Origin of the sequence: Massilia sp. UYP11, assembly GCF_050434805.1 — a bacterium.
GTDB lineage: Bacteria > Pseudomonadota > Gammaproteobacteria > Burkholderiales > Burkholderiaceae_D > Telluria.
Window position 1 is genome coordinate 1 of sequence record NZ_JBNDJE010000017.1, and the last position, 23,007, is coordinate 23,007.

The window sequence follows — 23,007 nt, forward strand, 5'->3', positions numbered from 1 at the left end:
TTGAAAATCACGCTACTGAGCGATGCTGGAGCGCGGACTCACGTTTCGCCTGGCTCTGCTCACGCCGAGAGCGGGTTATTCGAGGTGGCCTTAAGGACAAACTCATGATTATTGAGTTACCAGGATTCGACTTTGAAAAGCCTCGCCAAGATGCAGTGGCAATCGAGCCATTGCTCGATAAAGTTCGACAGTTTCTTGAACCAAAAAGAGTCGATAAAAATGAATACATTATAGGTAGCCAAATCGCGCCCGGACTTGGCGAACTAGTTATTAAAAAAGTAAATGATTTTTGGTTGATTTATACTACCGAACGCGGAACGAATTTTGATGTGGCGATATTTTCAAATGAGTTTCATGCAGTCAACTACTTTGTTTTCCAACTTACAGGTGAGAAAGAGACAATCGATTGGTCGACTATATGAAGGCCCGCTGACCTAATTGCTTTCGCACATCGATGCACTGCAACACCTATGACTAAAACCGAAACCGTCGCATCGAAGCTTCGCTTTGCCCTTCAACAAATAGACTCATTGCCTCCCAACTCGGGAGTTACTCCAGAACAATTACATTTTATTCGAGAGACTCTAACCGTTTACTTGGAACAGGTTGAAAAAAATCTTGAATTCATTCCGCCTTCCGATTTAATTCTTGCATCAAGGCTAGTTATAGAATATTGGCCCATTTCACTTCTTGCCGGTGAAGCGGTTATAGCCGCAGAACAAGCAATGAGAAAGCTCGCAGGAAAATAAACAGATACGCTCTTTGCGCCTGCAAAAATCAGCAGGACAGTCTCTCAAAGTTGCCCATAGGGAAATTCATGATTATTTAGTCACCAAGGATCGACTTTAAAAGCCTACCCCAAATGCAATGGCAATCGAGCCGTTGTTCGATAAGTTCGACAGTTCGACGAACGCGGCAACCTCGTACAGCGCGCCCAGGACGGCATTCGGTCCGAATATGCGTGCGATGCATTCAACCGGATGACCCGCGCCACGACCTAGCATGGCGTTACCACCTTTGCCTACGATCCGCTGGGGCGGCGCATCACCAAGCGCAGCGGGGCGATGGATGGCACTGCCTTCCGCGAGACGACCCGGACCATGTACGGCTGGATGACGACACGCTGGTTGGAAAGCCGCGTGCGCCGGGGCTACGCGGCGGGCGAACGGACCATGCACTATGTATATGAGCGCGACAGCTTCGTGCCGCTGGTGCAGGCTACCCGGAGCCGGGCGCTTCGACTGATGCCTACGGAACCCAGTTAATCTAATTGATCCGCTTGGGCTTTCTTGTAAACTGCCGAGCCTGGCAAAACGGCCTCTTGCGCTTCCTGCTCCGACAGTATCAAATCCTTGGATGCCGAATACTCCTATGGAATCGGCTCCTGCTCCAGAAGGCGGATTAGAGGTTCAAATGGCGATGGCGCCTGGGCAAACTCTACCAGGTGGATGGGCGACACAAGACCACATCCCCAATGTGGCCTATGTACGAAAAAATTTAGCTGTGACACCACAATTCAAACCTGAAGTGTCGCATGTACAAAAATTTCACATTCTTGAAGGAGTGCAGCTCAAGCATGGAATGGTTGGGCCTCAGACGCATGACTGCGCAATTTATCCCGGTGGAGGCAGCCAAGTACAGATTCTGAATGACGCGGACCGTGCCAAACTCGTCCCCGTTGGAGCACCAAGACCATTGAATAACAGAGACAGGCAATGACTAAATTACAGAACTTCAGACATATCGAAATGGACCCGAACTACGACAGAATACAGAACCCGAAGCGATTAACAGTGAGGGAACTACTGCCAGTTGGGGCATCATGGGAACACAATGGAAAAAATATGAAGTGTTGAAACCATGGAGAGTTCTCGCAGTCCGCTAAACGATTTCCGAAGTATTGCCATTGTGGAGGGGCCATTCGAAACGCGACAAAAAAAACATGCTTACGTCATGAATGTGGACGGAAGCGTTCGCTTTGAAATAAACAAGCCAAGAAAATTAACTACTTCGTCATTTTCCGATGTTTATTATGTTTCCGGCGAGCTTTGCTTCTTCTTATCGGGATCATCAGGTGATTTTCGATTATCAATAAATGAAATTGACGGCACGATTTCCAAAATCAATCCGAGCCGATAATCGTGTCGTCAGTTAGATCTCCAAGCGGTAATACAACGGGCTCTGAAGGTGTGAGCGAGATATGCGAGCGGTACAGTTAGGAGATCTGAAATGAAAAGCGGGCGAAAGCTAAATCGGCAATGTGACCTGCCTCACAATTTGCTTGTGTCCGTCGACACAAGGAAGCGTTGATATTCCTAATGGTCCTGCGTTGCAGAGTAATGCGCCAGGAGCTTTGGCAGCAAGAAAGCAGGTGCAAAGTGGGGCTACTTTGTATAGGGCTGGAACAATGGAAAAAAGACAAGCTGCTGAGGCTCAGTTCTGGTCACTTGAGCATCCAGACAGCCCAAATTATGCGCAACACTATGGAATTCCGCAAGAGAACATCGCAAACGCGAACTTTGTAGAAACTGGTGTTCTTAAACCGGGCACGCCCTTTGTGACGAGGGCTGCCACTGTTTCTAGTAATCCAAGAGGGGAAATTGAGGTCGTCACTCCTGCTAACGGAGTTTGTCTAAAAAGTTTTTTTACGAGATAGCCAAAATGAATTCATATGACCACTACTCTCAGGCAAGAGAATTAGCCGAATTACTTGCACGTGATGGAACTGCCGCTCTTTCAGAAGAAGTGCTTGATGCAATGGTTATTGGTTCAACAGGAACAGAAATCTTTATGTTATTGCGAGTGGCAGTAAAGAAATCTTTAGCTCAACCTAACCTATCCAGTGATGCAATACAGCTTGCACAAGCACTTCTAACGCACCTAGAAAAATCACTGCAATGAGGAAATAGCGAAATAAACGTTGGATTTTTCGAGCAGCCATCGGAGGCAATCAGTGGGCGACATCCAGGCAATCGCGGCCGGCGCCGCGCTGTCGGCGCTCAGCGGACAATCGCAGCACAAGCGGCTCATGCGGCTGGAGTTCCCCCCCCCATGATGGGCCGCCTGCGATCCCGCTCCCGGACAAGCTGGTCGCCCATGAGGAAGTCTCGCGCGGCTTCCGCTTCGTGCTCGATGTGCTGTCGGACGACCCACGCATCCCGCTGAAAGCTCGCCGGAAAATAAACAGATAGGCTCTTTGGACCTGCGAAAAACCGGGAAAAGGTGACTCCCGCAGGAACTGATTCATTTTTTAAAGTATGAGTTCCGCCACTCAGCTGGCCGTGCCAGTTCATCGTCGGATCAAGCCAGATAAGCAGCGAACCGCGTGTGTTGAGTGCTTCATTGTAAGTCTTTCAGTCAGTCGTGCGCTACTTCTGTAGCTGGTTTCATCCGTTCAGACTACAAGACCGACGCGCTCTACGCTGGCCGAGCCTGATTTGCGCAACAAAGCCGTTCCGAAATGAAAAAAGCCACCTTGCGGTGGCTGTTTTCATGATACTTGGCGGAGAGGGTGGGATTCGAACCCACGGTACGGTCACCCGTACGCCTGATTTCGAGTCAGGTACATTCGACCACTCTGCCACCTCTCCGGCTTTGGTCGATCCTTGCAGTGGCCTGCAAGAGACCGCCATTATAGACGCATTCGAGAAAAATGGAAGAGGGAAATGTGCGTGCAAGCACGATTCCCCTGTTCCACCTTTCAGGCCGCCGGCGCCAGGCGCTCCAGCCCGCCCATGTACGGACGCAGCACTTCCGGAATGACGACGCTGCCGTCGGCCTGCTGGTAGTTCTCCAGCACTGCCACCAGGGTGCGGCCCACGGCCAGGCCCGAGCCGTTGAGCGTATGCACCAGTTCCGGCTTGCCGGCCGCATTGCGGAAGCGCGCCTGCATGCGGCGCGCCTGGAAGGCTTCACAGTTCGACAGCGACGAGATCTCGCGGTAGGTGTTCTGCGCCGGCAGCCATACCTCGAGGTCGTAGGTCTTGGCGGCGGAAAAGCCCATGTCGCCGGTGCACAGCTGCATCACGCGGTATGGCAGGCCGAGCGAGGTCAGGATGAATTCGGCCTGGCCGACCATCTCTTCGAGCGCCGCGTACGACTGCTCCGGATGCACCACCTGGACTAGCTCGACCTTGTCGAACTGGTGCTGGCGGATCATGCCGCGGGTGTCGCGGCCATAGCTGCCGGCTTCGGAACGGAAGCACGGGGTATGCGCGGTCATCTTGATCGGCAGTTCGTCCAGCGCCACGATCTCGTCGCGCACCACGTTGGTCAGCGAGACTTCGGAGGTCGGGATCAGGTAGAAGTTCTCGCCCTCGCCTTCCGCGCCGCCCTTCTTCACCGAGAACAGATCGGCCTCGAACTTCGGCAGCTGGCCGGTGCCGCGCAGCGACTCGGCGTTGACCATGTACGGGGTGTAGCATTCCAGATAGCCGTGCTGGCCGGTGTGGGTGTCGAGCATGAACTGCGCGAGCGCGCGGTGCAGGCGCGCCATGCCGCCCTTCATCATCGAGAAGCGCGAGCCCGTGACCTTGGTCGCGGTCTCGAAGTCCAGGCCCAGGCGCTCGCCGATGTCGACGTGGTCGCGCACCTCGAAATCGAACGCTGCCGGCGTGCCGACCTTGCGCACTTCGACGTTGGCGCTTTCGTCCTTGCCTTCCGGCGTGCTCTCGTGCGGCAGGTTGGGCAGTGCGGCGATGAAGCTCGCGAGCCTGGCCTGGACCTCGGCCAGCGCCACTTCGTTGGCCTTGAGCTCGTCGCCCAGTCCGGCGACTTCAGCCATCACGGCCGTCGTGTCTTCGCCTTTGCCCTTCAGCATGCCGATCTGCTTCGACAGCGAATTGCGCTTGCCCTGCAGTTCTTCGGTGCGCGTCTGGATCGCCTTGCGTTCGGCCTCCAGCGCATTGAAACTGGCCACATCGAGCTGGTACTTGCGGGTCGCCAGGCGGGCGGCGACGGTATCGATGTCTTTGCGGAGAAGTTGGATGTCAATCATGTCTGGGTGGACTGGGCTGTGTATCGAAAGCACAATTGTACCAAGCCGACCGACATTCTTTGCGAGATTCGGCAACCACATTGCCGGGGCCTCGCCAGGGCGCCCCTGAAACCGGCTTGCGCCGGTCTCAGCGGACTGCCAGGCGCGGCGCGCTGACGATCACGGTCTGGATGCTGGCCATGTCGATCGCCGGGACGGTCGACGCGGCGATCTCGACCGGACGCTCGTCGGCGGTGACGAAACTGCCAATCAGGCCCAGGGCGGCGACGGCGAGGAACAGGGCTTCGAAGTTTTTACGGATGTTCATGATCGCTCCTTCAGGGGGTGGGTTGATTCGCGAATTGCTGTGCGATGGTGGTACTTTAGCCACCCACCCCGGGAGTCGCCATCGACTTGCGACGAAGCGCATGAAACGCGGCGCAGAATGCAGCAATGCGGGACCAAGCGCGCAATGCCGGCGCATTGCGCGCCGTTGAAGGAAGTAGGGTTGGCGGCTTGGCCGCCGACGCGGTGATTGTTATCGGCTCTGCTCGCGCGCCGGATGATCTCGCAGCAAACTCGTATCGGCTCCGCTCGCGTGCCGCATGATTTCGCAGCAAACCATCACCGCGTCGGCGACAAGCCGGCTGCGCGCCCCGGCCAACCCTACGCCCTGTCGCCGTTCGCGCGCGCCTCGTCATCCAGGCTGCGCAGCCAGGCGAGCTTCTCGGCGATCTTGGATTCGATCCCGCGCGGCACCGGCTGGTACCAGCCGGGTTCTGGCATCCCATCCGGCAGATAGGTTTCGCCGGCCGCATACGCGTTCGGCTCGTCATGCGCATAGCGGTATTCGTGGCCGTAGCCCAGCTCTTTCATGAGCTTGGTCGGCGCATTGCGCAGGTGGACCGGCACTTCGCGCGACTTGTCCTTGCGCACGAAGGCCATCGCCGCATTGAAGGCGTTGTAGCCGGCATTGCTCTTGGACGCGACCGCCAGGTAGATCACGGCCTGGCCCAGCGCCAGCTCGCCTTCGGGCGAGCCGAGCCGCTCATAGGTCGCGGCGGCGTCGTTGGCCAGCTGGATCGCGCGCGGGTCGGCGATGCCGATGTCTTCCCACGCCATGCGCACGATGCGGCGCGACAGGTACTTGGCGTCGGCGCCGCCATCGAGCATCCGGCACAGCCAGTACAGGGCGGCATCGGGGTGCGAGCCGCGCACCGATTTGTGCAGGGCCGAGATCTGGTCGTAGAAATTGTCGCCGCCCTTGTCGAAGCGGCGCGCATTGAGCGTCAGCGCGTTCTCGACGAACTCCGCGGTGATGCGGTTGGTGCCGGCGGTGTTGGCCGAGGTGCTGGTCTGCTCGAGCAGGTTCAGGAAGCGGCGCGCGTCGCCGTCGGCATAGCCGACCAGGGTATCGACCGCCAGCTCGTCGAACTCCAGGTGCTGCAGGGCCTCCTTGCGGGCACGCGCCAGGAGCTGGCGCAGCTCGGCGTCGGTCAATGCCTTGAGCACATAGACCTGCGAGCGCGACAGCAGCGCCGAATTGACTTCGAACGAGGGATTCTCGGTGGTGGCGCCGATCAGGGTCACCAGGCCGCTTTCCACGAACGGCAGCAGGGCGTCCTGCTGCGATTTATTGAAGCGGTGGATCTCGTCGATGAACAGGATCGTGTGCTTGCCGCGGGCCAGGTACTGCTCGGCCTGCTCGATCGACGCGCGGATGTCCTTGACACCCGATAACACCGCCGACAGCGCAATGAACTCGCAGTCGAAGGCGTACGCGGTCAGGCGCGCCAGGGTGGTCTTGCCCACGCCCGGCGGGCCCCACAGGATCATCGAATGCGGCTTGCCGGATTTGAAGACCAGGTTGAGCGGCTTGCCGGGCCCCAGCAGGTGGCTCTGGCCAACCACCTCGTCGATGGTGCGCGGACGCAGGGCTTCGGCCAGCGGCGCGGCCGGCTCGGTCTTGAACAGGTCATCCGTGGACATGAATGCGGGAGAACGAATGGTTGTGCATGGGCGTAGTGTAGCCGATGCCCGCACGGCCCGTGCGTCGCACGCACACCCCGCCCGGCCGCGCGCCGATCCGCTGCGCCCAGTGATTACTGTTTGACGACGTCGGCGCCCTGCGGCACCTCGAACTTGAACTGCTGCGCGCCCAGTTGCGGATTGCGCTGGAAGTTGGTGAAGGTCAGGCGCGAGGTCTGGCCGAACGTGTCCTTCAATTCCATCGCCATCGGCACGCCGCCCTTCAGGCCGATGCTGATCTGCTCGAACGACGTGTCCTTGGCCTTCGGCGTGGCGTTCAGCCATTCCATGCCGTCACGCGCGCCGGCCTCGCTCAGCGTGAAGTTTTCTTCCAGCTTGTTGCTGCCGAACAGGATCGCGGCCGGCGAGCTGCCCAGCGCATTGCCCAGCTTGCGGGTGGTAACCTGGTTCAGGTCCTTGTCGTAGATGTACAGGGTTTCGCCATCCGCCTGCAGCACCTGCTCATAGGGCTTCTGGTAGGTCCAGATGAACTTGCCGGGGCGGGCGAACACGAAGCTGCCGCTCGAGGCCGGCGCGGCCTTGCCGCTCTTCGATTTGCCCAGTTGCTGCTGGGTGAATTCGCCCCTGGCCGACTGGGTCGAGGCGACGAAGGTCTTGAACTGGTCGAGCGCGGCGGCGCTCGCCATGCCCGGGACAGCGAAGGCGCTCGCGGCCACCAGCGCGGCCACAGTGAATTTGGTCATTGCTTGCATCCAGGGTTCCTTATTGTCATTCGGCGCTTGCAGTCGGCACCAGGATGTCGCGGTTGCCGTTCGACTGCATCGGCGACACCATGCCGTTCTGCTCCATTTGCTCGATCAGGCGGGCGGCCCGGTTGTAGCCGATGCGCAGGTGGCGCTGCACCAGCGAGATCGAGGCCTTGCGGTTCTTCAGCACGACCTGCACCGCCTGGTCGTACATGGCGTCGGATTCTCCGCCGCCCTCACCCGCCACCGCGCCGTCGGCGCCGCCTTCTTCCAGCGTGCCGCCTTCGAGGATGCCCTCAATATAATTGGGTTCGCCCTGCTCCTGCAGATGTTTTACAACTCGATGCACTTCGTCGTCGGACACGAAGGCGCCGTGCACGCGGACCGGCAGCCCGGTGCCGGGCGGCATGTAGAGCATGTCGCCCATGCCCAGCAGGGTCTCGGCGCCCATCTGGTCGAGAATCGTGCGCGAGTCGATCTTGGACGAGACCTGGAACGCGATGCGGGTCGGGATGTTGGCCTTGATCAGGCCGGTGATCACGTCGACCGACGGCCGCTGGGTCGCGAGAATCAGGTGGATCCCCGCCGCGCGCGCCTTCTGGGCGATACGGGCGATCAGCTCTTCCACCTTCTTGCCGACGACCATCATCAGGTCGGCCAGCTCGTCGATGATGATGACGATGGTCGGCAGTTTTTCCAGCGGCTCGGGCGCGTCCGGCGTGATCGAGAACGGGTTCGGGATGTGCTCCTCGCGCTTGGCGGCGTCGAGGATCTTGCTGTTGTAGCCGGCCAGGTTGCGCACGCCGAGCTTGCTCATGAGCTTGTAGCGGCGCTCCATCTCGTTGACCGCCCAGTTCAGCGCGTGGCCGGCCTGGCGCATATCGGTCACCACCGGCGCCAGCAGGTGCGGAATGCCTTCGTAGACCGACATCTCCAGCATCTTCGGGTCGATCAGGATCAGGCGCACGTCGGCCGGGTCGGATTTGTACAGCAACGACAGGATGGTGGCGTTGATGCCGACCGATTTACCCGAACCGGTGGTGCCCGCCACCAGCAGGTGCGGCATCTTGGCCAGGTCGGCCACCACCGGTTTGCCGGCGATGTCCTTGCCCAGGGCCACGGTCAGGCTCGATGCGCTGTCGCCATACACCTTGGAACCGACGATCTCGCTCAGGCGCACGATCTGGCGCTTGGGGTTCGGCAGCTCGAGCGCCATGTAGTTCTTGCCGGGGATGGTCTCGACCACCCGGATCGAGGTCAGCGACAGCGAACGCGCCAGGTCGCGCGCCAGGTTGACGATCTGGCTACCCTTGACGCCGGTGGCCGGCTCGATTTCGTAGCGGGTGACCACCGGGCCCGGATAGGCGGCCACGACCTTGGCTTCGACGCCGAAATCGGACAATTTCTTTTCGATCAGGCGGCTGGTGAATTCCAGCGTCTCGATCGCCACCGTTTCCTGGGCTGCCGGCGCGTCGTCCAGCAGGCCCAGCGGCGGCAGGCCGGACTCGCCGTTCAGGTCCTGGAACAGCGGCGACTGACGCTCCTTCTCGGCGCGCTCGGATTTCGGCACGCTGACCATCTGCGGCTCGATCTTGATGGTCGGCGCCACCGCCTGGGCCGACGCCAATGGCGCCGGAGCCGGGCTGGCCGCGGCTTTCGGCGCCGGCGGCGCGAACCCGGGCGACGGCTCGTCCTTGACGACCGCGATCGGCTGCTCCGCATGCTTTTCGGTGAACTTGGCGCGCTCGTTGACCACCACTTCGTCGCGCTTGACGGCGGCGGCCTCGCCATGGCGGCGGTCCTCGATGTCTTCCATGCGCAGTTGGAACCAGTCGATGGTGTTGTCGAACACGGCACCGATGCGCTCGGCGACATTCAGCCACGACACCTGGAAGAACAGCGAAAAGCCCAGGAAGAACAGCAGCAACAGCAGCAAGGTGGCGCCGGTCGAGCCGAAGGCGACGTGGCTCGCGTGGCCGATCAGCTGGCCCAGCACGCCGCCAGGGGCGCGCGGCAGCTCGACGTCCCACGACCACATGCGCAGGTATTCCAGGCCGACGCTGCCGGCGAACATCAGGGCGAAGCCGATCCAGCGCACGTACATCTCGCCGTGGTGCGGTTCCTCCACTTTCGTGCCGAGCTTGTCGGTGAGGCGGCGCCAGCCGCGCCAGACCTGGCGCAGGAAGATCACGCCCCACCACCAGGCCGAGAACCCGAAGATGAACAGCAGCAGGTCGGACAGCCAGGCGCCGGCGCTCCCGCCCAGGTTGGCGATGCGCGGCACCGCGTTGGCGTGCGACCAGCCGGGATCGAGCTTGCTGTAGCTGAGCAGGATCAGGACGAAATACAGGAAGGCGACGGCGCCGGCGATCCAGCGCGCCTCGGACAGCAGGCGCGCGAGGCGGCCCGGCAGCGGACGGCGGGCGGTGGCGCTGGCCTGGGTGCGGGTGTATCCGGAAGTGCTGGCTTGGCTATTCTTGCTCATTACAGGTACTGCGGAAGGATGTACTATCGACGATCCACCCATTCTAAGCGATATACGGTCGCGTTGCCCCGACGATTCATGCACATCTGCATGATCGACTATAATCGGCGCTCTTCGGACACCCTCTGGCTGACCCTGGTGGCCCTTGATTCCTGTCAGGCCGCCCCCAATTGCCGTGTGTCTATATAACAACCACGTGAAGCAAAGAGCGCCGCCATGACTACTACCAAACACGCCAAAGTCCTCATCCTCGGTTCCGGGCCAGCCGGCTACAGCGCCGCGGTGTACGCCGCGCGCGCCAACCTGAAGCCGATGCTGGTGACCGGCGTCGAACAGGGCGGCCAGCTGATGACCACCACCGACGTCGAGAACTGGCCGGGCGATCCGCTGGGCGTGCAGGGACCGGAACTGATGCAGCGCCTGCTGCAGCATGCCGAGCGCTTCAACACCGAGATCGTGTTCGACCACATCCACACGACCTACCTGAACGAAAAACCGATCCGCCTGGTGGGCGACAGCCACACCTTCACCTGCGACGCCCTGATCATCGCCACCGGCGCCTCGGCCCAGTACCTGGGCCTGCCGTCGGAACAGGCCTTCATGGGCCGCGGCGTGTCGGCCTGCGCCACCTGCGACGGCTTCTTCTACCGCAACCAGGAAGTCGCGGTCATCGGCGGCGGCAATACCGCGGTCGAGGAAGCCCTGTACCTGGCCGGCATCGCCTCGAAAGTCACCCTGATCCACCGCCGCGACAAGTTCCGCGCCGAGCCGATCCTGGTCGACCGCCTGATGCACAAGGTCGGCGAAGGCAAGATCGTGCTCGAACTGAACCAGACCCTGGACGAGGTCCTGGGCGATCAGAGCGGCGTCACCGCGCTGCGCCTGAAGTCGGCCATCGACGGCGCCACCAAGGAACTGAACGTGCACGGCCTGTTCGTGGCGATCGGCCACAAGCCGAACACCGGCATCTTCGAAGGCCAGCTCGAAATGCACAGCGGCGGCTACCTGGTCACCAAATCGGGGCTCGAAGGCATGGCGACCGCCACCAGCGTGCCGGGCGTGTTCGCCGCCGGCGACGTCCAGGACCACATCTATCGCCAGGCGATCACCAGCTCGGGCACCGGCTGCATGGCCGCGCTCGATGCCCAGCGCTACCTGGAAGCGCTGGAGGACGATCCGAAGTAATCAACGCAACAAAAGGGTAGCAGGCGATGGCGGGCATGAAGGATTTCGGCGAGCTCAAAGGCTTGCGCGACCGGCTCAAGGAAGAAGAGCGCGCGCGCGCCATCGAGCAGGCCGAACGCGAGAAGCGCGAACGCATCGCGCGCGAGCGGGCGGTGGAATTTCGCACGTCGATGCAGGGCGTGCACAAGCTGCCCGAATCGGACCGTTACGTGCACCGCCCGGTGTACGTGGCGCCGGGCGCGGCACGGGCGCGCGCGCAACTGAGCCCCGAGGAAGAAACCGCGGACGTGCTGCGCGCCTCGATGTCGGATGAACTGTCCGACCTGTTCGATGTCGAGGGCATGCTGGACGAAGATCCGTCCATGAGCTATGCCCGCGACGGCGTCGGCCCCGACGTCGTCAAGAAGCTGCGCAAGCGCCACTGGCCGATCCAGGACGAACTCGACCTGCACGGCCTGACCCGCGACGGCGCGCGCGACGCCCTCACCGATTTCCTGCACCGCGCCAACCGGCGCGGGGTGCGCTGCGTGCGCATCATCCATGGTGTCGGCTACGGCTCGCCCAAGGGCGAGCCGGTGCTGCGCAGCATCGTGCACAGCTGGCTGGTGCAGAAGAACGAAGTCATCGCCTTCTGCGCCGCCGGCCGGTCCGACGGCGGCCATGGCGCCCTGATCGCCCTGCTGCGCCCCGCCCTGCACGATTGATGTTGCGCCGGGCAGACACTGCCCGACATGTCGTGTGACAATGAGCCGTTTCACAGTTGCAATCCCTCCAAATCGCGTCCGACAACGGTAAAATGCCTCTACACCGGACGGCTCCGGCCCAGCGAAAGGGGATTTGTATTGAAGGCAACGCAAGCAGTTCCGATGGAGCATGGACGGCAGGTCGACCTGTCATCCTGTGCTGACGAGCCTATCCATATTCCCGGCTCGATCCAGCCACACGGTGCGCTGCTGTTCTTCCAGGGCGATGGTCAGCTCGAAGGCTGGAGCGGGAACGTCCCGGCCTTGCTTGGCGTCACCCCCCAGTTTGGCGCTTCGTACGCCGCGCTGGCGCTGCCGCAGGCGGCGGTGGAAGCGATCGCCGAGTGCATCGCCGCCCGCGACGATGAAGACGCCGCGCCGCTGGCCGCTGGCCTGGCCATCGGCGACGCCGAATTCGACTGCGTCGTGCACGCGCAGCACGGGCGCATCCTCGCCGAATTCGAGCTGCGCGAGACCTCGAGCGAGGAAGTGTCGCGCTTCGCCATCAAGGCGCATGGCCTGATCGACCGCCTGCGCCGCCAGAAGACCATCGATGCCCTGCTCGCGTCGGCCGTCCAGCAGGTGCGCGAATTCACCGGTTTCGACCGCGTGATGGCCTACCGCTTCCGCGTCGACGACAGCGGCGACGTGGTGGCCGAGAGCCGGCGCGACGACCTGGTGCCGTATCTCGGCCAACGCTATCCGGCCGGCGACATCCCGGCCCAGGCGCGCCGCCTGTACACGCTCAACACGCTGCGCGTGATCGCCGACATGGACTACAACGCGGTGCCGCTGTACGGCGCGCCGGACGCCGCGCCGCTCGACATGAGCTTCGCGGTGTTGCGCAGCGTGTCGCCGGTGCACATCGAGTACCTCAAGAACATGCGCGTGCGCGCCTCGATGAGCGTGTCGATCGTGATCAACGGCCGCCTGTGGGGCCTGATCGCCTGCCACCACATGTCGCCCAAGCTGGTGCCCTACGCGGTGCGCATGGCGGCCGACGTGCTGGCCCAGGTGATGGCCTCGACCATCCACAGCATCGAGGCGCGCGAGGACGCGACCCTGGCCGAGCAGTCGGCCCGGGTGCGCACGGCCCTGATCGAATCGCTGCTGCTCGACGACGATCCGCTCGACGCCCTTGACCAGCACGCCGGCGCCCTGCTTGCGGCGTCCAGAGCGCAGGCGCTGATCGCCATGCACCACGGCAAGATCGCCACCCATGGCGAGCTGCCTGAGGACCTGGCCCGCGCCATCGTCGATTCGCTGCCCGCGAACGAGCACGACCTGGTGGTGCGCGAAATGCGGGCCGACTGGCCCGCGGCGCTGCACGACCGGCTCGGCAAGTGGGTCGGCATGCTGGCCCTGCCCTTCGATCCGCTGGGCCAGGGCTGGTGCGTCATGCTGCGCGTCGAACAGATCGACACCGTGGCCTGGGGCGGCCGCCCCGGCAAGATCGTGGTGCTCGGCCCGCTGGGCGAGCGCCTGACGCCGCGCGGCTCGTTCGACGCCTGGCGCGAGACCGTGCGCGGCTGCGCCCATCCATGGGAAGCGAACGTGCTGGCCAATGCGCGCCTGACCCTGGCCGAACTGGTGCGCGCGGTGAACGCGCACCGCTCGCAGACCGAGGCCACGCGCGCCCAGCTGCTGGCCATGCTCGGCCACGACCTGCGCGACCCGCTCCATTCGATCAATATGGCCGGCATGGTGCTCGAACGCACCGGCGGCGCCGCCGACGCCGGTCAGCCCACGCTCGGCAAGCGCATCCAGTCGTCGACCAACCGCATGCAGCGCATGATCAGCCAGGTGCTGGACATGAGCCGCATCGACCGCGGCATGGGCCTGGGCGTGACGCTCGAGCCGGTCGACCTCAAGGCCTTGCTGGTCGACCTGATGGACGAGGCGCGCCTGGCCTATCCATCGATCCCGCTCGAGCTGATCTGCGACGACGACGCGACGGTGAACGCCGACGGCGGCCGCCTGGCGCAGGTGCTGTCGAACCTGCTGAGCAATGCGCGCCACCATGGCGAGCCGGGCAAGCCGGTGACCGTGTGCCTGAGGGCGCACGATGGCGAGGCCTCGGTCGCGGTGAGCAACGCGGGCGCGCCGATTCCGCCCGAGACGGTGGCGACGCTGTTCAATCCGTTCAAGCGCGCATCGCTGAGCAATCCGCGCAACCGCACCGGCATGGGCCTGGGGCTGTACATCGCGCAGCAGATCGTACGCGAGCACCACGGCGAGATCGGCTACCGCTACGAGGACGAACAGGTGGTGTTCACCGTGCGCCTGCCGCTGGCCGGCGCTTGACCGGCCGCCGCAGGCTGCGCCCGGACCTGCCCTGCGTGCCGGCTGGACGGACCGTGGCGGCACGGTCGCAGATTTACCTTACGTAAGTCTGCGAGCGCATGGTAGTCTCACAACACTTCCCGCTTCCTGCTGCTGCATGACCCTCATCAAGTTCATCGAAATCATGGCGATCCTGGTCGGGGCGTTTTCCGGCTTCATCGAGGCGCGGCGCAAGCGCATGGACCTGGTCGGGGTGTTCACGGTGGCCTTCATCACCGCTTTCGGGGGCGGCACGCTGCGCGACATCCTGCTCGACAAGCGGCCCCTGTTCTGGGTCACCCACCAGGAGTATGCGATCGCGATCTTCGTGCTGGCGCTGGTGGCCTCGCCCCTGATCCGCACGCTGCGCCAGATCGTCTCGGAACGCCTGATCGTGGTGGCCGACGCGGTGGGACTGGGACTGTTCTCGATCGCGGGAACATCGGCGGCGCTGGCGGCCGAGATGCCGATCTTCATCGCCTCGATGATGGGCGTGATCACCGGGATCTTCGGCGGCGTGCTGCGCGACATCGTCTGCAACGAGGTGCCGATGGTGTTCCGGGACGGCAAACCGTATGCGATCTGCGCCTTTCTCGGCAACTGGCTGTTCCTGTTGATGGGAAAGTACGGCGTGTCGCACGACTTCGCGCTGTGGTCGAGCTGCCTGTTCATCAGCGGACTGAGGCTGCTGACGTGGAAGTTCGATATGCGGATGGGGCGGTGACGAAGTTGCCAGCGGGAACTTACGTAAGTTAAATAAGCTCAATAGCTACCAATACCACAGTGCTACAATCGCTCTCTGCACATTGAGAGGACAGCGTATGCGTGTCGAGTCGAGCAGATCGGTCTCAAGCCTGCAAAACGTCGGAATGAAGATGAGCACTGGCGCACGCTCGAGAATGCTTACGCATGAAAGGATCGTGCTGAGATATTACAACGACATGGGGAAGAATAAAGGCAACTGCACTTGGGGCGCCGGCATTCTCGCTCATAAAGGCGTGTGCACTCAGGATGAGCTGGAACGAAAAGTGACCCTGAGGGACGTCGACCTGGAATTCGGACGTCGCGTAGCCGAAGCTGAACGGTACGTCATCCGCGCCATCACGGTCCGGTTAAACCAGGACCAGTTCGACGCTCTTGTCAGCCTCACCTACAATGCCGGCATCCGAAATGTGAAAGAGACCTTTGCCTATGTGAATAAAGGGGATTTCGACGGAGCGGCCAGGAATATTAATTTGCTGATCAGAGTCACTATTGTCGACAAAGGAAAACGGAGGCAAGTCATCGCCCCAGGCTTGATCAAGCGCCGCGCCGAAGAGAGCGCCCCGTTCCGCACGAAAGAAGCTTCTGCAACACGCAAATAAGGGCTCAACACTGATTATGAGTCACTCATTCACCCAACGTCACCTCCATGGGATCCTGCTCGTCTTCGTGAATCTGCTGACCACGATGCCGGCTTTGGCAAGCGACACTCCCGAACCAGGAAGAGACACCAGCATCATCGGAAAGTGGGAAATAAAATCCGTGCTGGATTATGCAGCGATCTCCGTCGGCGAAGATCAAGCAAGGTCCTTGATCGGCAAGGACCTGATGATCAGTAAGGAAAAGATCGAACTCGGCAGTCGGGTTTGCTCCGAATCGAACTTCCTTGCCGAAAGCGTGGAAACGAATATCGAGCTCCGGGAAAACGCGCGCACAAGCAACGATAGACTGCGCTTGCCCAATCCCGTTACCGTCGTGGAGCTCAGTTGCGCCTACGCCTACATCAGGAACAAGAACAGAATCGTCCTGGCCTGGAACGGTGTCTTCTTCGACGCCGTTCGTAAAAAGCGGCCGGGATCAACTACCCTCCCCCGTCAACACTCCACCGGCACCAGATAGACAAGCGCTACCCTGCACCCGCTTGTCTGTCCGAGGCCGGCCAGCCAGCTTACACCGCGTCCGCGCCGGTCTCGCCGGTACGGATACGGATCACCTGTTCCACGTCCTGCACGAAAATCTTGCCGTCGCCGATCTTGCCGGTGCGCGCGGCCTTGATGATGGCGTCGACCACCTGCTCGGTCATCGGATCGTCCACCACCACCTCGATCTTCACCTTCGGCAAGAAGTCGACCACGTATTCCGCGCCGCGGTACAGCTCGGTGTGGCCCTTCTGGCGCCCGAAGCCCTTCACTTCGGTCACGGTCAGGCCGGTCACGTTCACCTCGGCCAGCGCTTCGCGCACTTCGTCGAGCTTGAACGGCTTGATCACGCAGGTAATCTGTTTCATGGTGTTGGTCCTTTCAAAATACCAGGGTTAATCGGGAATGTTCGCCAGGTCGTCCAGCCACACGGTGGCTTCGGAATCGGACGGCGCGCGCCAGTCGCCGCGCGGCGACAGCGAGCCGCCGTTGCCGACCTTCGGTCCGTTCGGCACGCAGGAACGCTTGAACTGGCTGGTCTTGAAGAAGCGGAACAGGAAGATCGACAGGTTGCGCTTGATGGCGCCGAGGTCGTACTGGTTGCGCGTGCCCAGTTCGTCGGGCCAGCGCCCGAGCGCGCGGTCGTGCCAGGCCGAATAGGCGAGGAAGGCCGTCTTGCTCGGCTTGTAGCCGTAGCGCAGCGTGTAGAACAGGTTGAAGTCCTGCAGCTCGTAGGGGCCGATCCGCTCTTGCGTGCTCTGGGCCGGCTTGTCGTCCTTGTCGCCTCCCGGCACCAGCTCGGGGCTGATCTCGGTATCGAGGATGTCGAGCAGCACCTGCGCCTGGCCGCCGACGACGGCGCCGGTCTCGGCCACCCAGCGCACCAGGTAGGAGATCAGGGTCTTGGGCACGCTGGCGTTGACGTTGTAGTGCGACATGTGGTCGCCCACGCCGTAGGTGCACCAGCCCAGCGCCAGTTCGGACAGGTCACCGGTGCCGATCACGATCCCGTTGTGGAAGTTCGCCAGGCGGAACAGGTGGTTGGTGCGCTCGCCCGCCTGCACGTTCTCGAACGTGATGTCGTACTCGGCCTTGCCTTCCGCGTAGGGGTGGCCCAGGTCCTTGAGCATCTGGATGCAGCTCGGGCGGATGTCGATTTCCTGCGCGCTGCAGCCCACCGCCGCCATCAGGTCGCGCGCCTGCCTGAGCGTGCGCCCGCTGGTGGCGAAGCCGGGCATCGTATAGGCCAGGATGTTGGTGCGCGGCAGGCCGAGTCGGTCCATCGCCTTGGCGCACACCAGCAGCGCATGGGTCGAGTCGAGCCCGCCCGAGACGCCGATCACCACCTTCTGGATGCCGCTCGACGACAGGCGCTGGATCAGGGCCTGGACCTGGATGTTGTAGACCTCGGTGCAGCGCTCGTCGCGCCGCGCGCGGTCGGCCGGCACGTAGGGGAAGCGCTCGACCGTCCGTTGCAGCGGCAGGGTGCGGTCGAGCGGAAGGTCGAGCTCGAGCTTGACAACGCGAAAGTTCGACACCTCGGCGGCATGGCGCCGCGCCGACTGGGCGAAGGTGGTCGCCTTCATGCGTTCGGTCGACAGGCGGTCCAGGTCCACGTCGGCATAAATAATCTGCGAATCGTCGGCGAAGCGCTCGGACTCGGCCAGCAGCTCGCCCTTCTCGTAGATCAGCGACTGGCCGTCCCAGGCCATGTCGGTGGTCGATTCGCCGCGCCCGGCCGAGGTGTACAGATAGGCCGCCATGCAGCGTGCCGACTGCTGGCCGACCAGCTGGTGGCGGTAGCCGCTCTTGCCCACCACGACGTTCGAGGCCGACAGGTTGACCAGCACCGTGGCGCCGGCCAGCGCGGCGAACGAGGATGGCGGCACCGGTACCCAGACGTCCTCGCAGATCTCGACGTGAAAGCGCAGCAGCGGCAGGTTGGCCGCCTCGAACAGCAGGTTCGCGCCGAAGGGAACGAGCTCGCCGAATAGCTCGATCCGGTCCACCGCCGCGCAATCGGCGGGGGTGAACTGCCGGGGTTCGTAAAACTCGCCATAATTAGGCAAGAAACTCTTTGGCACCACGCCCAGCACCTTGCCGTTCGCGATCACCACGCCGCAGTTGAACAGCATGTGGTTGACCCGCAGCGGCATGCCGATCACCATGGCCAGCGGCAGCGCGTTTGACTCTTCGACGATGGCCGCCAGGCCCTCAAGGCAGGCGTCGAGCAGCGCCCGCTGGTGGAACAGGTCGTCGCAGGTATAGGCGGACAGGCCCAGCTCGGGGAAGGCGACCAGCGCCGCGCCCTGCCCCGCGGCCTGGCGCGCGAGCAGGATGGTCTGTTCGACGTTGTACGCCGGGTCGGCGATCCGCACGCGCGGGATGGCCACCGCGACGCGGGCGAAATGGTGCGAATAGAGATTGAAGAATGGGCTGTTCATAAAATGATCTTCGCAGCGAGACAGGTCGAGGCCGCATCGCTGCCTGTCGTCACTCACCTCGTCAATGGAAGCAATTTTGAATTATCGCACGCATATCGTTTCCGATCTGTCCGAAGTAGGCCAGGCCTCCTGGGATGCACTGGTCCGGGCCCAGGCGGCGCCGACGCCGTTTCTCTCCCACGCCTTCCTGCATGCGCTGCATGCGTCGGGCAGCGCCTCGCCCGAGACCGGCTGGCAGCCGCAATTCCTGCTGCTGTATGACGGGCAGGACGTGCTGGCCGCCGCCCTGCCCCTGTACGTCAAGGGCCACTCCTACGGCGAATACGTGTTCGACTGGGCCTGGGCCGACGCCTACGGGCGCAATGGGCTCGACTATTACCCCAAGCTCCTGAGCGCGATCCCGTTCACGCCGGTGGCGGGCGCGCGCCTGATGGCGCGCGACGCCGAGGCGCGTGCAGCGCTGGTCGACGTGCTGTGCGCCACCCAGCAGGCGACCGAGGTGTCGTCGACCCATGTGCTGTTCCCGCCCGAGGACGAAGCGCGGCAACTGGCCGACGCCGGCTTCCTGCTGCGCAGCGGGGTGCAGTTCCATTGGCTCAACCAGGGCTACCGCAGCTTCGACGATTTCCTGGCCACGCTCGAGCAGAAGAAGCGCAAGAACATCCGCGCCGAGCGGCGCAAGGTGGCAGAGGCCGGCGTGACGCTGCGCCGGGTGCGCGGCGTCGACGCCACGCGCGAGGACTGGGTGCTGTTCAACCGCTGCTACCGCAACACCTACCGCGAACACCATTCGACGCCCTACCTCAACCTCGATTTCTTCCTGCGCATCGGCGCTACGATGCCGGAGAATATCCTGCTGGTGATCGCGGAAAAGGAAGGCCGGGCGCTCGCGGCCTCGCTGGTGATCCACGACCAGAACACGCTGTACGGCCGCTACTGGGGCGCGCTCGAGCACGTGCCCTGCCTGCACTTCGAGGCGGCCTATTATCAACCGCTGGAATTCTGCATCGAGCAGGGCATCGCCACCTTCGAGGGCGGCGCCCAGGGCGAGCACAAGATGGCGCGCGGCTTTTTGCCCACCCGCACCTGGTCGGCGCACTGGCTGGCGCACCCGTCGTTCGCGGATGCGGTCGAGCGCTTCCTGGAGCGCGAGGCGGGCGGGATCGACGACTACATGGATGAACTGAACGAGCGCAACCCGTTCCGGGCGCGCAGCTGATGCGGCATCCGGGGCGGCCTTGCGGCGCCGTCCCGGATGCGGGGTGCCGTTACTTCTTCTTGCCGGTGACCCGTTCGAAGTCCGACTTGCGGATCATTCCATGCACGCCCTTGGTGCCGTCGACGACCTGGCTCACCTGGAAGTCCGAGGCGGCGCTCAGGTAGGCATAGGCGGTGGCGCGGTCCATGCCCAGCTTTTCGGTCAGGAAGCGGATCGATTCGCGCACCGCGTCCTTCATCGCTTCGTCCAGGTCCGGATTGAGGCCAATGGTCACCCAGTGGTCCGGCGTCTCGCCCATCGGGCGGGTCAGGCTGCCCGAGCTCGACGGAATGGCGGCGTCGCCCTTCTTGAGCAGGGTGATGCGGAAGGTCGGACGCAGCGAATGCTCGAGCGCGGTCAGCGCGACTTCGCCGTCGCCCTGCACCATGTGCGGGTCGCCCGTATAGAAGTTGGCGCCCTTGACCAGCACCGGGAAGTACACGGTGGTGCCGACGCCGAGGTCGTTGATGTCCATATTGCCGCCATGCAGGCCCGGCGGAACCGAATGGACCTTCTCGGTGGTCGCCTTGGCCACGCCCATCGTGCCCATGAACGGCGCGGTCGGGAACGTCACCTCGGTGCCGTCCTTGGTCTTCATCACGCCTTCCCATTTGCCATCCTTGTCGCGGCGGATCGGGGTGAACACCGAGACGTTGTGATAGTCGCCCGGACTGGCCGCCGAGGCAGTCGCCAGCGGCTTCGGCGTCTCGGGGAATTCGCCCGGAAGCGCGCCCTTGCCGTGGCGGTTCGACACCACGCCGTACGGCACGCGCGGCACCGCCGACAGCAGCTCCACCTTCAGCACGTCGCCCGGTTCGGCGCCCTGGATCTCGACCGGTCCGGTCACGATGTGCGGGCCGTCCTTGTGGAAGTCGTGCGCCAGGTTCGAGCCGGTGATGGCGATCGCGTCCTTGAGCACCATGTTCGCCGCAATACCCTTGCTGCCGAAATACTTGACCGGATCGCGGCCCTGGTCTTCGACCATGCCCTCATGCGACAGCGTGTCGAACACGATCGTGGCGCCTGATGGAATCGACAGCACCGGCTTGGTCGTCGCATTCGGCAGGTAGCCCCACTGGATCGTTTCCAGGGTCGAAGGCACGTAATACACCTCGTGTTTGGTGCCGGGCAGGACGATGCGGCCAGGCTTGTCGGCCAGCGGCTGCAGGGGGAAGCCGCCGGCTTGCGCCTGGGCGGACGCGGATACGGGGGCCAGACAGGCGATGGCCAGTGTGGTTGCGAGGGTGATCGTGCGAAACTTCATGAGAACTCCGAGTAAAACTGTTGAACAGGAATTCTTATACAGCAACATTTGTGCCATAGCGATCCGTCGCGTTTTCGGTGCGGGATGCACCGTCGAAGTGCACTGGATGACGTAGAACGTGCAAAAGCATTCCAAACGGATGCGTAAGTAGGGCAACTAACGCTGGCCGGGTATCGCCCTCGGGTATCGGCTACAGCGGCCACAGCGGCCGCAGCGGCTGCGGGTACGCTGCGTGATGCGTGGGCTGAGAAGGCTCACGGCCAGATTGCCCGATCAGGACGGTACTGTGGCGACGATCGGGACGGAAGGCGGGATTTGTGGGTGCTTGTGGAAGACGACAACCGTGGCGTCGATCCGGAAGTGACCGGCGTCGCACGTGAAGACGGCCGCAGGGGCCTGGTGGGGATGGGGGAAGGCGATGCGCGCGTCGGAGCGGCTGCACATGCGCAGCGTCGCAGCAGTGGCACGCTGGTGAAACCGGGCGTGCTACTACCCCAAAAGCTGCCTAGTTCCAGCCGCCGGCGTTCGAGCGGTACTCGACCCGGTAGGGCTGGGCGAATGCGGCCTGCTTGCGCAGGATGCTGCGGGCGCGGCTGGCGGCGGCGGCGACGAGGGCGTTGACGATCTTTTTCACGTGCGACTCCTTGATTGCACCGCCGATCACGACGGCGCCTATGATGACGACTGCTATGCGACCGTTATATAGGCGACCCGGAAGAACTTCCAATTCTGAGTAGCAATATCAGACATCAGCTTCGTGAATGTTAATCGAGCTCCCTATGTAGCCAGCTATGGACCCCATCGAGGGAACGGAATTCGGACACGGAGCGGCAGGCGATCTGCGGGTGGCGTGCCTGCAACATGCGCGCCAGGGCGGCGCCCGGCCCCAGTTCGAGCGCGACGGTCACGCCGGCCTCGCGACAGGCGTCCATGCAGTCCTGCCACAGGATCGGCTCGGCGATCTGGCGCGGCAGGTCGCGCATGGCCTGTTGCGCATCGCCGACCGGCGCGGCCGAGATGCCGGACAGGACCGGGAAGGACGGGGCCGCCCAGCGCTGGCGTTCCAGCAGCGCCGCGAACGGCGCCACGGCGGCCTGCAGCAGCGGCGTATGCGAGGCCACGGCCACCGGCAGCAAGGTGGCGCGCCCGCCGGCCGCCAGGGCCGCGCGCGCCAGCGCCTCGCCCTGCGCGGCGGGGCCGCCCGCCACCAGCGCATCCTCGCCGGTCACGATCGCGGCGTGAAAGCCGAAGCGGGCCAGCAGTGACGCCACGCTGCCATCGGGCATGCCGGACAGCGCCACCATCGCCTGCGCCGCGCCGCCCTCCAGGCACGCGTCCATCAGCCGCGCGCGCTCGCCGGCCAGCTTCACCGCGGCGCCAGGCTCGAGCGCGCCGGCGACGCCGTAGGCCGACAATTCGCCGATGCTGTAGCCGGCCACCAGCGCCGGCTCCGGCAGCCGGGCGCGCAGGGCGGTCCACGTCGCCAGCGTCGCCGCCACGATGGACGGCTGCGCGACGCGGTTGGCGAACCGTTGTTCGCCGTCCAGCGACGCGCGCAGCAGCGGCGCCAGCTGCGGGTCGGCGAACCAGGCGTCCAGCAGGCCGCTGGCGCCGGGATCCAGGCGCGCCAGGTCGAACATGCCGGCATGCTGGGCGCCCTGCCCGGGGCACAGGATGGCGAGCCGGCCCGCCATG

At 63.2% G+C, this 23,007-nt stretch carries 20 protein-coding genes and 1 tRNA gene; 10 read left to right on the forward strand and 11 right to left on the reverse strand.

Going from position 1 to position 23,007, the window contains the following annotated elements; all coding sequences use genetic code 11:
- The 3 genes from ABIB38_RS18790 to ABIB38_RS18800 form a co-directional block, all read left to right on the forward strand.
- The coding region (locus ABIB38_RS18790) for a hypothetical protein (protein WP_429206181.1) at positions 1 to 422 on the forward strand (422 nt) is incomplete at its 5' end.
- 48 nt (positions 423 to 470) lie between these two features.
- Positions 471 to 749, forward strand: coding sequence for a hypothetical protein (locus ABIB38_RS18795; protein WP_429206183.1), 279 nt, complete (start codon positions 471 to 473; stop codon positions 747 to 749).
- A gap of 1,912 nt (positions 750 to 2,661) precedes the next feature.
- Positions 2,662 to 2,901 carry a hypothetical protein gene (locus ABIB38_RS18800; RefSeq protein ID WP_429206185.1) on the forward strand — a complete coding sequence of 80 codons (240 nt, stop codon included), beginning with the start codon at positions 2,662 to 2,664 and terminating at the stop codon, positions 2,899 to 2,901.
- A 599-nt stretch (positions 2,902 to 3,500) separates the two neighbouring features.
- On the opposite strand, the gene ABIB38_RS18805 is transcribed toward ABIB38_RS18800, so the two are convergent.
- The 6 genes from ABIB38_RS18805 to ABIB38_RS18830 all read right to left on the reverse strand — a co-directional run bounded on the left by ABIB38_RS18805 (position 3,501) and on the right by ABIB38_RS18830 (position 10,195).
- Positions 3,501 to 3,590: transfer RNA gene (locus ABIB38_RS18805), tRNA-Ser, on the reverse strand.
- Between the two features lie 110 nt (positions 3,591 to 3,700).
- Positions 3,701 to 4,996: a serine--tRNA ligase gene (gene serS / locus ABIB38_RS18810; RefSeq protein ID WP_429206187.1), complete on the reverse strand. Its 1,296-nt coding sequence runs from the start codon at positions 4,994 to 4,996 to the stop codon at positions 3,701 to 3,703.
- 127 nt (positions 4,997 to 5,123) lie between these two features.
- Entirely contained in the window at positions 5,124 to 5,303 is a 180-nt protein-coding gene (locus tag ABIB38_RS18815) for a hypothetical protein (protein WP_429206189.1), read from the reverse strand.
- Between the two features lie 338 nt (positions 5,304 to 5,641).
- A complete protein-coding gene (locus ABIB38_RS18820) occupies positions 5,642 to 6,964 on the reverse strand; it encodes a replication-associated recombination protein A (RefSeq protein WP_429206191.1) in 1,323 nt (440 codons plus the stop codon).
- Between the two features lie 113 nt (positions 6,965 to 7,077).
- The gene (gene lolA / locus ABIB38_RS18825; protein ID WP_429206193.1) at positions 7,078 to 7,716 is read right to left on the reverse strand and encodes an outer membrane lipoprotein chaperone LolA; all 639 of its coding nucleotides are present in this window, start codon (positions 7,714 to 7,716) and stop codon (positions 7,078 to 7,080) included.
- A 16-nt stretch (positions 7,717 to 7,732) separates the two neighbouring features.
- Complete coding sequence (locus ABIB38_RS18830; protein WP_429206195.1) at positions 7,733 to 10,195, reverse strand: DNA translocase FtsK; 2,463 nt, start codon at positions 10,193 to 10,195, stop codon at positions 7,733 to 7,735.
- Between the two features lie 216 nt (positions 10,196 to 10,411).
- Here ABIB38_RS18830 and trxB point away from each other — a divergent pair, with 216 nt between their 5' ends.
- From trxB to ABIB38_RS18860, 6 genes are all read left to right on the forward strand, one after another.
- Positions 10,412 to 11,380 carry a thioredoxin-disulfide reductase gene (gene trxB / locus ABIB38_RS18835; protein ID WP_429206197.1) on the forward strand — a complete coding sequence of 323 codons (969 nt, stop codon included), beginning with the start codon at positions 10,412 to 10,414 and terminating at the stop codon, positions 11,378 to 11,380.
- Positions 11,381 to 11,406: 26 nt separating this feature from the next.
- Positions 11,407 to 12,084, forward strand: coding sequence for a Smr/MutS family protein (locus tag ABIB38_RS18840; RefSeq protein ID WP_429206199.1), 678 nt, complete (start codon positions 11,407 to 11,409; stop codon positions 12,082 to 12,084).
- A gap of 162 nt (positions 12,085 to 12,246) precedes the next feature.
- Positions 12,247 to 14,427: an ATP-binding protein gene (locus tag ABIB38_RS18845; protein ID WP_429206201.1), complete on the forward strand. Its 2,181-nt coding sequence runs from the start codon at positions 12,247 to 12,249 to the stop codon at positions 14,425 to 14,427.
- A gap of 136 nt (positions 14,428 to 14,563) precedes the next feature.
- Positions 14,564 to 15,169, forward strand: coding sequence for a trimeric intracellular cation channel family protein (locus tag ABIB38_RS18850; RefSeq protein WP_005669569.1), 606 nt, complete (start codon positions 14,564 to 14,566; stop codon positions 15,167 to 15,169).
- Positions 15,170 to 15,320: 151 nt separating this feature from the next.
- The gene (locus tag ABIB38_RS18855; RefSeq protein ID WP_429206204.1) at positions 15,321 to 15,809 is read left to right on the forward strand and encodes a lysozyme; all 489 of its coding nucleotides are present in this window, start codon (positions 15,321 to 15,323) and stop codon (positions 15,807 to 15,809) included.
- A gap of 67 nt (positions 15,810 to 15,876) precedes the next feature.
- Positions 15,877 to 16,326 carry a hypothetical protein gene (locus ABIB38_RS18860; RefSeq protein WP_429206206.1) on the forward strand — a complete coding sequence of 150 codons (450 nt, stop codon included), beginning with the start codon at positions 15,877 to 15,879 and terminating at the stop codon, positions 16,324 to 16,326.
- A gap of 49 nt (positions 16,327 to 16,375) precedes the next feature.
- Here the strand turns inward: ABIB38_RS18860 and ABIB38_RS18865 are convergent, their stop codons facing one another.
- On the reverse strand, positions 16,376 to 16,714 hold the full coding sequence (locus tag ABIB38_RS18865) for a P-II family nitrogen regulator (RefSeq protein ID WP_429206207.1): 339 nt from the start codon (positions 16,712 to 16,714) through the stop codon (positions 16,376 to 16,378).
- Positions 16,715 to 16,741: 27 nt separating this feature from the next.
- Positions 16,742 to 18,790: an NAD(+) synthase gene (locus tag ABIB38_RS18870; protein ID WP_429206208.1), complete on the reverse strand. Its 2,049-nt coding sequence runs from the start codon at positions 18,788 to 18,790 to the stop codon at positions 16,742 to 16,744.
- Between the two features lie 64 nt (positions 18,791 to 18,854).
- Here ABIB38_RS18870 and ABIB38_RS18875 point away from each other — a divergent pair, with 64 nt between their 5' ends.
- The gene (locus ABIB38_RS18875; protein ID WP_429206210.1) at positions 18,855 to 20,009 is read left to right on the forward strand and encodes a GNAT family N-acetyltransferase; all 1,155 of its coding nucleotides are present in this window, start codon (positions 18,855 to 18,857) and stop codon (positions 20,007 to 20,009) included.
- Positions 20,010 to 20,058: 49 nt separating this feature from the next.
- Here ABIB38_RS18875 and ABIB38_RS18880 read toward each other — a convergent pair whose 3' ends face one another.
- The 3 genes from ABIB38_RS18880 to ABIB38_RS18890 form a co-directional block, all read right to left on the reverse strand.
- Positions 20,059 to 21,312 (reverse strand): acetamidase/formamidase family protein, encoded by a 1,254-nt coding sequence (locus tag ABIB38_RS18880; protein WP_429206212.1) that lies wholly within the window; start codon positions 21,310 to 21,312, stop codon positions 20,059 to 20,061.
- 505 nt (positions 21,313 to 21,817) lie between these two features.
- Positions 21,818 to 21,946 (reverse strand): hypothetical protein, encoded by a 129-nt coding sequence (locus tag ABIB38_RS18885; protein ID WP_429206213.1) that lies wholly within the window; start codon positions 21,944 to 21,946, stop codon positions 21,818 to 21,820.
- A gap of 130 nt (positions 21,947 to 22,076) precedes the next feature.
- On the reverse strand, positions 22,077 to 23,006 hold the full coding sequence (locus ABIB38_RS18890; RefSeq protein ID WP_429206215.1) for an ACP S-malonyltransferase: 930 nt from the start codon (positions 23,004 to 23,006) through the stop codon (positions 22,077 to 22,079).
- Position 23,007 lies beyond the last annotated feature (1 nt).

Excerpts from the sequence above, each read along its gene's own strand:
- ABIB38_RS18875 (WP_429206210.1), top strand. The coding sequence starts at position 18,855 with ATGGAAGCAATTTTGAATTATCGCACGCATATCGTTTCCGATCTGTCC.
- trxB (WP_429206197.1), top strand. The coding sequence starts at position 10,412 with ATGACTACTACCAAACACGCCAAAGTCCTCATCCTCGGTTCCGGGCCA.
- ABIB38_RS18845 (WP_429206201.1), top strand. The coding sequence starts at position 12,247 with ATGGAGCATGGACGGCAGGTCGACCTGTCATCCTGTGCTGACGAGCCT.
- lolA (WP_429206193.1), bottom strand. The coding sequence starts at position 7,716 with ATGCAAGCAATGACCAAATTCACTGTGGCCGCGCTGGTGGCCGCGAGC.
- ABIB38_RS18795 (WP_429206183.1), top strand. The coding sequence starts at position 471 with ATGACTAAAACCGAAACCGTCGCATCGAAGCTTCGCTTTGCCCTTCAA.
- ABIB38_RS18800 (WP_429206185.1), top strand. The coding sequence starts at position 2,662 with ATGAATTCATATGACCACTACTCTCAGGCAAGAGAATTAGCCGAATTA.
- ABIB38_RS18850 (WP_005669569.1), top strand. The coding sequence starts at position 14,564 with ATGACCCTCATCAAGTTCATCGAAATCATGGCGATCCTGGTCGGGGCG.
- ABIB38_RS18870 (WP_429206208.1), bottom strand. The coding sequence starts at position 18,790 with ATGAACAGCCCATTCTTCAATCTCTATTCGCACCATTTCGCCCGCGTC.
- ABIB38_RS18865 (WP_429206207.1), bottom strand. The coding sequence starts at position 16,714 with ATGAAACAGATTACCTGCGTGATCAAGCCGTTCAAGCTCGACGAAGTG.
- serS (WP_429206187.1), bottom strand. The coding sequence starts at position 4,996 with ATGATTGACATCCAACTTCTCCGCAAAGACATCGATACCGTCGCCGCC.
- ABIB38_RS18880 (WP_429206212.1), bottom strand. The coding sequence starts at position 21,312 with ATGAAGTTTCGCACGATCACCCTCGCAACCACACTGGCCATCGCCTGT.
- ABIB38_RS18855 (WP_429206204.1), top strand. The coding sequence starts at position 15,321 with ATGAGCACTGGCGCACGCTCGAGAATGCTTACGCATGAAAGGATCGTG.
- ABIB38_RS18815 (WP_429206189.1), bottom strand. The coding sequence starts at position 5,303 with ATGAACATCCGTAAAAACTTCGAAGCCCTGTTCCTCGCCGTCGCCGCC.
- ABIB38_RS18830 (WP_429206195.1), bottom strand. The coding sequence starts at position 10,195 with ATGAGCAAGAATAGCCAAGCCAGCACTTCCGGATACACCCGCACCCAG.
- ABIB38_RS18820 (WP_429206191.1), bottom strand. The coding sequence starts at position 6,964 with ATGTCCACGGATGACCTGTTCAAGACCGAGCCGGCCGCGCCGCTGGCC.
- ABIB38_RS18840 (WP_429206199.1), top strand. The coding sequence starts at position 11,407 with ATGGCGGGCATGAAGGATTTCGGCGAGCTCAAAGGCTTGCGCGACCGG.
- ABIB38_RS18890 (WP_429206215.1), bottom strand. The coding sequence starts at position 23,006 with ATGGCGGGCCGGCTCGCCATCCTGTGCCCCGGGCAGGGCGCCCAGCAT.